Raw genomic sequence first — 9,761 nt, 5'->3', positions numbered from 1 at the left:
CTTTTCGTCGGCTTTGAGTTTTGCGGCCTTGGTCGGGTCCATGTCCAGGGGCAGATTTACGGTCATTTTTACGTGGAAAAGCATGGGGCTCTCCTTGAAGAAATAGGGGAAGTGGCTGTGGCAGCGGCTAAAACGGGCCAGGCGCTCTTCGTCCAGCGTCAGGCCCAGGCCTGGAGTGCGCGGGATATGCAGCTCAAAATCACGGTACTGCGGCGCCTCGGTGACGATGTCTTCGGTCAGCAGCAGTGGCCCGAACAGCTCGGTGCCCCAGGTCAGTTGCTTGAGGGTGAGGAAAACATGGGCCGAGGCCAGGGTGCCCACCGAGCCTTCAAGCATGGTGCCGCCATACAGGGCGATACCGGCGGCCTCGGCGATATGAGCAGTGCGCAGCACTGCACGGGGCCCGCCGTTTTTCGCGATCTTGAGGGCAAATACACTGGCCGCACCGTCCGCCGCCAGACTGAAGGCGTCCTCGACACTTTCGATGGATTCGTCGGCCATGATCGGCGCCGGGCTGCGCAGATTCAGACGCACCTGCCCTGAACGATTAGCCCGGGAAATCGGCTGTTCGATCAGGTCGATACCGTGGTCACCGAGCACCTGGCAACCACGAATGGCCTGGGACTCGTCCCAATACTGGTTGACGTCAACCCGCACACTGGCGCGCTCACCCAGGGCCTTTTTGATCGCCAGCACATGTTTGAGGTCCTGCTCCAGCGGGTTGGCACCGATCTTCAATTTGAAGATGCGGTGGCGTCGCAGGTCGAGCATCTGCTCGGCTTCGGCAATGTCACGGGCAGTGTCACCGCTGGCCAGGGTCCAGGCCACTTCCAGACTGTCGCGCACGCGCCCGCCCAGCAACTCGCTGACCGCCAGCCCCAGGCGCTTGCCCTGGGCGTCGAGCAACGCGCTTTCGATACCCGATTTGGCAAAGGTATTGCCCTTGGCAATCTTGTCCAGGCTGTGCATGGTGGCGTTGATATTGGCCGCTGGCTTGCCCACCAGCATCGGTGCCAGATGCGCATCGATATTGGCCTTGATGCTTTCCGGGCTTTCGTAACCGTAGGCCAGGCCGCCGATGGTAGTGGCTTCACCGACACCTTCGATACCGTCGCTGCAACGCAGGCGCACAATCACCAGGGTCTGTTTGCGCATGGTGTGCATGGCCAGCGTATGCGGGCGGATGGTGGGCAGATCGACGATCAGGGTCGTCAGGCTTTCAATCAGAATTTGGCTCATGGCAGTTGTCCTTTTTTATCAGAGAAGTCAGCCGAGGTCGCCGCCACCCACCGGCAGGGTTACGCCGGTGATATAGGAGGCTTCGTCGCTGGCCAGAAACAGGATCGCGCCGACCTGCTCATCGAGGCTGGCGTAACGTTTCATCAGGCTGCTGTCGAGGGTCTGGTCAACGATTTGCCGGTACCAGACTTGCTCCTCGGGGCTTTGCTCGTTCTCATTGCGCGCAATCCGCCGCGGTGGTGCCTCAGTGCCCCCGGGGGCAGTGGCGTTGACGCGAATCCCGCGCTGGGCATTCTCGAACGCCAGGCAGGCAGTCAATGCATTCACGCCGCCCTTGGCCGCGCCGTAAGGAACGCGGTTGACGCTGCGGGTGGCGATTGAAGAAACATTCACAATCGCCCCGCTGCCCTGTTCGAGCATGTAGGGCAGCGCCGCATGGCAGCACCACAGAGTGGGGAACAGCGAGCGACGAACTTCGGCCTCGATTTCCTCGGCCCGGTAATGCTCGAACGGTTTGGCCCAGATGGTGCCGCCCACGTTGTTGACCAGCACATCGAGGCGGCCAAAGGTATTCACCGCTGCAGCCATCACCCGCACACAATCGGTGTATTGCTCCAGATCGGCAGTCAGGGCCAGCACGCCTTCGCCCTGCAGCTCAAAGACCAGCTCGGAACGGTCCACCGCAATCACTTGCGCGCCCTCGCCCAGCAGACGCTCGCACACGCGACGGCCAATGCCCTGGGCGGCGCCGGTAACCAGCGCGACCTTGTTGTGGAATCGGTTGTTCATGGCTAGCTCCAATCAAAGTGTCAGGCCGCAGCGGCAAACTTCTCGTAGTAGAAATTGGCCGGGGTAATGCCCTGCTCGCGGATATACAGGTTGACCGCTTCCACCATCGGCGGCGGGCCGCACAGGTACACATCGACGTCGCCCTGGTTGAGATGGCCCGGCTCGATATGCTGGGTCACATAGCCCTTGAGCGGGTGCAGGCTCTGCGGGTTGGCCACGCAGGCGCTGAAGCTGAAATTGGCGATGCGCTCACTCAGGGCATGCAGGCGATCCAGCTCCACCAGATCGAAGTCGTTGCTCACGCCGTAGATCAGATGAACCGGGTAGGCACTGCCCTGCTCGGCGATTTTTTCCAGCATGGCGGTGAACGGCGCCAGCCCGGTACCACCTGCCAGCAACAACAAGGGCCGCTGGATCTGACGCAGGTAAAAGCTGCCCAAAGGGCCCGCCAGGGTCATGCTGTCGCCAGCCTTGGCGATGCCTGTCAAAAAGCTGCTCATCAGCCCGCCCGGGACATTGCGGATCAGGAAGCTGACCTCGCCATCCTTTTGCAGGGTGCTGAAGGAATAGGCCCGGCTCTGCCCGCTACCGGGTACCTGCAGGTTGACATACTGGCCCGGCAAAAACGCCAGGCTGCCCAGGGACTCGCCCTTTATCGACAGAGCGATGGTGCTCTCGGACAACTGCTGCACATTGCTGATAACGGCATCAAAACTGGCCTGTTGGGTCTTGCACAAGGTCGAAGAAGCAGGCACCCGCAATACGCAGTCGCTGGCGGCGCGCATCTGGCAGGTCAGCACATAGCCCTGCCCGGCCTCCTCTGCGCTGAGGGCGTCTTCGATATAGTCCTCGCCCAGCTCGTAGCGGCCAGCTTCGGCAAAGCACTTGCAGGTACCGCAGGCACCGTCGCGGCAGTCCAGCGGGATATTGATGCCCTGGCGGTAAGCGGCGTCAGCGACGGTTTCCTGGCCATTGGTCTCGATAAAACGGGTAACTCCGTCTTCGAAGTTGAGGGCAATTTGAAAACTCATAATGTACCTCGCAGGCAATGCCCGGCCCGGGCACCCACAGGCACTCTCAGGCACGCATCACAGCCTTGATCAGATGTGGTAGATGTCGATGACCTGACGCACGTAGTCATTCTTGAGCACGACTTTCTTGGCCTTGATCAGCGGCTGTGGGCCGCGCATGTCGAGGGTGTAAAAGCTGGTGCCGAAGTAGCTGTCGGTGGTCTTGTAGCGAAAGCTGAGGGTGTGCCAGTTAAAACGCACTTGGCACAGGCCGTCGGCCTGGTCGACGATCTCGATATTGCTCAGGTTGTGCGAAGTGCGGGTGTCGGGCACGGTCGCGCTGGAGCGCTCGGTCTTGATGCGGAACACGCGATCTTCCAGGCCACCGCGGCTGCCGTACCAGATCAGCGAGATTTCGCTTTGCGGGTCTTCGGTAAGGCGGTCGTTGTCATCCCAGCACGGCATCCAGAAACTGGCATCGGCGGCGTACAGCTCAAGCCACTGATCCCACTGGCCGTCGTCCAGGTAACGCGCTTCGCGGTACAGAAAATCCCGCACAATGGGGTAAAGGCTGTTCATTGCACAGCCTCCACGGGGATCAGCGCGGGCTCGCCGCCAGCCGCCTTGAGCATGGTTTGCTGCCAGTATTTATGTTGCAGCACAAACAGGCCTTCGTCTTCGGTACGCACCCCGGACAACAGCGGCTTGAGGTCGATTTCTGCGGCGGCGGCATCGGCGCCTTCGACCCAGTGTTCGGCCCCGCGGGACATGTCATTCCAGCCGCGACCTGCACCGTAACCGGTCTGGCAGGAGCGGAACTCTTCCAGATCGTCCGGAGTGGCCATGCCGCTGACGTTGAAGAAATCTTCGTACTGACGGATGCGCTTGGTGCGCGCCTCACTGCTTTCGCCTTTGGGCGCGATGCAGTAGATGGTGATCTCGGTCTGATTCACGGAGATGGGCCGGGCAATGCGGATTTGCGAGCTGAACTGGTCCATCAGGTACACATTGGGGTACAGGCACAGGTTGCGCGAGTTCTCGATCATCCAGTCGGCACGGGCCTGGCCGAAATCACGGGCCAGTTCGTCGCGGCGCTCGTAGGCCGGACGATCTTCGGGGTTGGCCCAGCGAGTCCAGAGCAGCAGATGGCCATGGTCGAAGGAGTAGAAACCGCCGCCGCCCTTGGCCCAGCTGCCGGCGCTCATGGTTTTGATTTCTTCACCCGCTTCACGCAGGGTGCGCTGGTTTTGCGTGGCCGCGTAGTTCCAGTGCACGGAGCTGACGTGATAGCCATCGGCGCCGTTTTCGGCGGTCAGTTTCCAGTTGCCTTCGTAGATATAGGAACTGGCACCGCGCAGCACCTCCAGGCCATCGGCGGACTGGTCGACGATCATGTCGATGATCTTGGCGGATTCACCCAGATGCTCGGCCAGGGATTTCACATTGGGGTTGAGGCTGCCAAACAGAAAGCCGCGATAGGACTCGAAGCGGGCCACTTTGGTCAAATCATGGGAGCCTTCGCAGTTGAAGCCTTCGGGGTAACCGGCGGCACCCGGATCCTTGACCTTGAGCAGCTTGCCGCTGTTGTTGAAGGTCCAGCCGTGAAACGGACAGGTATAGCTGGCGCGGTTGCCGGTTTTGTGCCGGCACAGCATGGCGCCGCGATGGCTGCAGGCGTTGAGAAAGGCGTTGAGTTCACCGGCCTTGTTACGCGCGATAAAAATCGGCTGGCGGCCCATGGTGGTGGTCAGGAAGTCGTTGACGTTGGGGATCTGGCTCTCGTGGGCGAGGTAGATCCAGTTGCCCTCGAAGATATGGGTCATTTCGAGTTCAAAGAGGTCGGGGTCGGTGAACATCTCACGCTTGCAGCGGTAGATACCCTTGTCTTTGTCGTCTTCCAGCATGGCATTCAAGTAATCGATACCCAGGGACATGGCCAGGGCCTCCGTTGTTATTATCCAGGCCGGGTCAGGTTAGGGAGTCGATGTCCGGGGCACTATCCGTTTACTGCGGATCGTTATCCGGTTAGTGCAGGCAAGACGGGTATTTCAGTGGGAGCGGGCTTGCTCGCGATCCAGGCAGCGCGGTGTTCCGCTGACACCGCAGCGATCCCATCGCGAGCAAGCCCGCTCCCACAAAAGCCGTTGCTCAGTGCCGGCGCTTGAAGGTGCTTGAAGGCAGCTCGCCGTACTGCAAACGGTAGCTTTCGGAAAAACGGCCCAAGTGCATAAAACCGTAATCGAGCGCCAGCTCTGTGAGGCTGCGTACCGTGCAGCTCGGGTCGTTCAGGCAGGCATGAATCCGCGCAAGTTTGCGCTGGCGAATGTACTGCAAGGGCGTCACGCCCAACTGGCGCTCAAACAGGCTGTACAACGAGCGCTGGCTGATACAGGCCTGTGCTGCCAGGTCTTCACCGTTGAGTTCCTGTTTGAGATTGCGCTCGATGTAATCGAGTATGCGCTCAAGACCGGCACTGGCTGATGCCAGGTTTTCACGGCTGATATTGGTCTGCATCAGGGTCAACAGCTTGCTGCCGACAATCTGCGTGTAGTGCTCCTGCACCCGCAGCAGCGGATCGCTGGCCTCGGACTCCTGGCACACCATGCCCAGCAAACCGATAAAGCCCTCCAGCTCATCGAGCCGGTAGTGATTGCGCATAAAGCGCACACCGCCTGACGGCCGCCGCCAACGCTGATCGTCGCACACCGATTCGAGCAATTTGGCCGGTATTTTGAGGATGAACTTTTCGCAATCCTGAGAGTAAGTCAAATCGACCGGATCATCCGGATTGATCACCAGCAACTCCCCCGGCACCAGGTGCTGCTCGCGGTTCGGGCCGCGCCACAGGCAATTGCCGCTGAGCAGCACCTGCAAGTGAAAGATGGTTTCCAGTGCGGGCGAGGTCACGCGCACACTGCCGCCATAACTGATCCGGCACAGATCAAGCTCGGCGAATTTACGGTGATTGAGGCTGGCCAGCGGCCGGGTGGTTCTGGAAAGGCCGATGCAGTGCTGGCCAACATGCTGGTTTACATAGTCGGACACGGCATGTGGGTCGGCGTGTCGGAACACGCTACTGCGTTCACTCAGCAGGCGGCTATCCATCGGCAAGGTACTCGGTGTTGTCATTATTATGGGTGTTGTCTGCGCCAGAGTAAGCACGACGGCAATGGCAGGGCAATTGGACACTCGGCTAATGGGCGGTAATCGAACGCTTTTAGCCCGGCGGTTGCGCCGCCTGTGCGAAAAACTGGCTTACCCTGAGCGCCCTAAAAACAACAAACAAGAGACCTTCAATGCTGCCCCGCCTTCGCCATGCCCCTTTGTACCTCGCACTGTTGAGCACGCTGACCAGCACCGGCCATGCGGCTGACCTGAGCTGGGTCGACCCCGCCGTCGCGACGGTCAATGAGCAGGTAATCTCCCTGCGCCACACCCTCCACCAGAACCCGGAGATGGGCAATCAGGAATTCAAGACCGCCGCCCTGGTCGCCGAGCAACTCAAAAGCCTGGGCTTGCAGGTGCGCACCCAAGTGGGCAAGACCGGTGTAGTGGCCGTGCTCAAGGGTGGCCTGCCTGGCCCGGTGATGGCCCTGCGCGCCGATATGGACGCCCTGCCGGTCAAGGAAATGACCGGCCTGCCCTGGGCCAGCACGGCCACGGGAGTGCGCCTGGGCAAGACCGTACCGGTGATGCACGCCTGCGGCCATGACACCCACACCGCCATGCTGCTGGGTGCAGCCAGAGTGCTGGCCGAGCATCGCGATCAGGTCGCCGGCACCGTGGTATTCCTGTTCCAGCCCGCTGAAGAAGGCGCGGCAGACCTGGACGAATTCGAAACCGAAACCCTGGTGGGTGCCCAGGCGATGATCCGCGACGGCGCCCTGGACTCCCCCAAGGTCGAAGCCATATTCGGCGTGCATGTGATGGCGGGTTACCCCACCGGTCATCTGTATTACAAGGCCGGTACCGTGCTCAATAGCAGCGACGGTTTTCGCATCATCGTCAAAGGCCAGCAAACCCATGGCTCGGCCCCCTGGAGCGGCGTCGACCCGGTAGTAGCCAGCGCAGGCATTATCAACGGCCTGCAAACCCTGGTCAGCCGCCGGGCTGATCTGACCCAGGGGATGGGCGTGATCAGTGTTGGCACCGTCAATGCCGGTTCTGCAGCCAATATCATTCCCGAAAGCGTGGAAATGACCGGCACCATCCGCAGCAACAGCGCGGCAGTGCGCGACACCCTGCTGAAAAAGATGCCACCCCTGGTGCAAGGCATTGCCAGTGCCTACGAGACCGAAGCCAGCCTGCTGCTGGTCAATCATGCGCCGGTCACCAGCAACGACCCGCAGCTTACCGCCGCGATGGTCCCGGCACTGGAACTGGCTGCGCCAGGCAAGGTGCAGTTGCTGCCGGCGTCCCTGTCGCCCAGCGAAGACTTCTCCTACTACGCCGAAAAAGTCCCGGGCTTGTTCGTATTTTTGGGCGCTACGCCTGAAGGGCAGGACATGAGCAAGGTCGCGAACAACCACAGCCCCTACTTCACCGCCGACGATGCCACCCTGGCCACGGGCGTGAAGGCTCATGTGCAATTTGTGATGAATTACCCGGGGCGGGTGCGCAACAGCAACTGAGTAGGGCTCGCCTACCTTGAACTGCCGAAATAACGGGGGTATCGGCTACGGTTGGGGCATTTATCGGGGATGACCGGCATGCTGAAAATCGACCCGCCAGTCACATATGTAGTGCCATAAAATAATCACTACATAAGTATTGACGGCTCGATTTTCCCCCAGCATTATGCAGACGTCTTCCCCACCGGAAGCGCTGGAAAGGGTTGTTGCAAGCATGCTCGACGAGCTGTCGGGCTGTTCCGGGATAGGTACTGCCCACAAGGCAGAATTGATGAAGCTGACCTGGCTTGATCGTCCGCGTCAAAGACGACAGGGGCTAGCGAAACGTCCTCAAGAAGCTTGTGGCTGATGCGTCATGTCACTCAGGCATCCTGGTTCACGCTGCTCTCCTTCGCTTTACGCTCTGTATGTAGTGCCGGGTTTTACTACTACATATGACGAACTCAAGACAGATCTGCTTTGGATGGACACTACGTAGCGCTGCATGTGCAGTTGCGCGAATCAATTAGACAGATCAACGAGTAGTCAAGGAGTTAGCCATGAACCTGAATAACCAACCGACTGTTAACGAGCTGGCTCGACTCTTCGCCGCCCAGAAAGACACGCTGAACGACCATATCCTGTGGATCAGCGAAGCTGGCGATGTACGTATCGATCCCGTGACGTCGTGCAAGGAAGAAACCAGATTCGAGGAGGAACGTCCACAAATGCGCGCCCACCTCAAAATGTACCGCCGTGGCCAAGGCTACGTGGGCAAGAAGGCTGCGGCCGATAGCGACTATATGGCGCGCGTGCTGCAAACCCTGACCCTGACCTGGCAAAAGGCTCAAACCGAGCCTGCCCTGGTAAAAGTTAACAGCTACAGCTGATAACCCGGGCCGTACAAAAAAGCCCCGGATAATCTCCGGGGCTTTTTCAATTTCAAACTTGCGGGGTTTTAATGCATGTTTCCGTACCATGGCCACCGCCATTGTAGTCGGGCGCATAGTATGACTTGTGCAGCGTGGTAGTGTATTGCCCCTTGCTGTCCTGGTCACGGGTAATGGTCGCAAGCCCGATGCCTCGATCCGTGGCGGCCTCCTGGCTGTCATTGGCAAAATACATTGCTAATTGCTGACCCTGGGCGGCGGCGTAGCCTGAATAAGTGGCCTTGTCGCCTCCAAGATCCACTTCAAGCGTGAAGGTATAAGCGCCGAAGTTCTGGCTGAAGTTGCTGGATTTCTCATTCACTTTGACACTCAGGTCGCCCTTGAAGGCCCCGTCATGACTGTCAAACCCTGTGCATTTATAGTTGCCGGTTATATACAGCGGATCATTGACTGCCGTATCGGCCAGTGCAGAACCGGTAAACGCCAAACTAAGCGCAACCACAAGAGTATTCATTACATTCCTGGAGAAGTTACCCGACATAGTCTTACCCTCGATACAACGTAATTAAGGATGGGATATTACCGTCGGGAATCTACACTCGAACTTGTACTTGCATCTATAGAACTACAAAACGGATTGTGGCAAAAGTTGTGCTGCAAGCAGATGGCTTTATTCCTGCGGGAGCGGGCGAACCCGTCCCCTACAGAAGTTAGATCGCCTGCTCCAGCTCAGGCACAGCTTCGAACAAGTCCGCTACCAGGCCGTAATCGGCCACCTGGAAGATCGGCGCTTCTTCGTCCTTGTTGATCGCAACGATCACCTTGGAATCTTTCATCCCGGCCAGATGCTGGATCGCGCCAGAAATACCGACCGCAATGTACAGCTGTGGCGCAACGATTTTGCCGGTCTGGCCGACCTGCATGTCGTTGGGTACAAAACCCGCGTCAACTGCAGCACGGGATGCACCCACACCAGCGCCCAGCTTGTCGGCCAGCGCATACAGGTACTTGAAATTGTCACCGCTCTGCATGCCACGCCCGCCCGAGACGACGATTTTGGCAGCGGTCAGTTCCGGGCGGTCCGATTTGGCCAGCGCTTCGCCAACAAACGACGAAGTGCCTGCATCGTGAACCGCTGCAACCGCTTCAACCGCTGCCGAACCACCTTGCGCAGCAACCGGGTCGAAACCGGTGGCGCGTACGGTGATCACTTTGACCGGCGC

10 protein-coding genes and 1 pseudogene are annotated in these 9,761 nt (G+C 59.4%); 2 read left to right on the top strand and 9 right to left on the bottom strand.

What is annotated here, in order from left to right:
• The 7 genes and pseudogenes from PPTH39_RS23570 to PPTH39_RS23315 all read right to left on the bottom strand — a co-directional run.
• Positions 1-84, bottom strand: an 84-nt coding sequence (locus PPTH39_RS23570) for a muconolactone Delta-isomerase family protein (protein ID WP_232527689.1), incomplete at its 3' end; no start/stop codon positions are given.
• A 39-nt stretch (positions 85-123) separates the two neighbouring features.
• Positions 124-1,239: pseudogene (locus tag PPTH39_RS23340) on the bottom strand (muconate cycloisomerase family protein); the annotation flags it as partial.
• 27 nt (positions 1,240-1,266) lie between these two features.
• Positions 1,267-2,028: a 1,6-dihydroxycyclohexa-2,4-diene-1-carboxylate dehydrogenase gene (locus PPTH39_RS23335; protein WP_095018430.1), complete on the bottom strand. Its 762-nt coding sequence runs from the start codon at positions 2,026-2,028 to the stop codon at positions 1,267-1,269.
• A 20-nt stretch (positions 2,029-2,048) separates the two neighbouring features.
• Complete coding sequence (gene benC, locus PPTH39_RS23330) at positions 2,049-3,059, bottom strand: benzoate 1,2-dioxygenase electron transfer component BenC (RefSeq protein WP_130872538.1); 1,011 nt, start codon at positions 3,057-3,059, stop codon at positions 2,049-2,051.
• A gap of 69 nt (positions 3,060-3,128) precedes the next feature.
• Complete coding sequence (benB, locus tag PPTH39_RS23325) at positions 3,129-3,617, bottom strand: benzoate 1,2-dioxygenase small subunit (RefSeq protein ID WP_094999990.1); 489 nt, start codon at positions 3,615-3,617, stop codon at positions 3,129-3,131.
• The gene (benA, locus tag PPTH39_RS23320; protein ID WP_130872537.1) at positions 3,614-4,972 is read right to left on the bottom strand and encodes a benzoate 1,2-dioxygenase large subunit; all 1,359 of its coding nucleotides are present in this window, start codon (positions 4,970-4,972) and stop codon (positions 3,614-3,616) included. Before benA ends, benB begins: the two co-directional genes overlap by 4 nt.
• Positions 4,973-5,186: 214 nt before the next feature.
• A complete protein-coding gene (locus tag PPTH39_RS23315) occupies positions 5,187-6,143 on the bottom strand; it encodes an AraC family transcriptional regulator (protein ID WP_095023288.1) in 957 nt (318 codons plus the stop codon).
• 191 nt (positions 6,144-6,334) lie between these two features.
• On the opposite strand from PPTH39_RS23315, the gene PPTH39_RS23310 reads away from it, so the two are divergent.
• The gene (locus tag PPTH39_RS23310) at positions 6,335-7,669 is read left to right on the top strand and encodes an amidohydrolase (protein WP_095018428.1); all 1,335 of its coding nucleotides are present in this window, start codon (positions 6,335-6,337) and stop codon (positions 7,667-7,669) included.
• A 539-nt stretch (positions 7,670-8,208) separates the two neighbouring features.
• Positions 8,209-8,538, top strand: coding sequence for a hypothetical protein (locus tag PPTH39_RS23305; protein ID WP_094999986.1), 330 nt, complete (start codon positions 8,209-8,211; stop codon positions 8,536-8,538).
• Positions 8,539-8,590: 52 nt separating this feature from the next.
• Here PPTH39_RS23305 and PPTH39_RS23300 read toward each other — a convergent pair whose 3' ends face one another.
• Positions 8,591-9,052, bottom strand: a complete 462-nt coding sequence (locus PPTH39_RS23300) for a hypothetical protein (RefSeq protein WP_095018427.1) — start codon at positions 9,050-9,052, stop codon at positions 8,591-8,593.
• Positions 9,053-9,248: 196 nt separating this feature from the next.
• A partial coding sequence (locus PPTH39_RS23295; protein WP_198417426.1) for an electron transfer flavoprotein subunit alpha/FixB family protein occupies positions 9,249-9,761 on the bottom strand: 513 nt, incomplete at its 5' end.

The sequence above is a fragment of the Pseudomonas bubulae genome, from assembly GCF_900618535.1.
In the GTDB taxonomy this organism is placed as follows: Bacteria; Pseudomonadota; Gammaproteobacteria; order Pseudomonadales; family Pseudomonadaceae; genus Aquipseudomonas; species Aquipseudomonas bubulae.
Note: the sequence above shows the minus strand (reverse complement) of the source record. Positions and strands in the feature narration are given on the sequence as shown.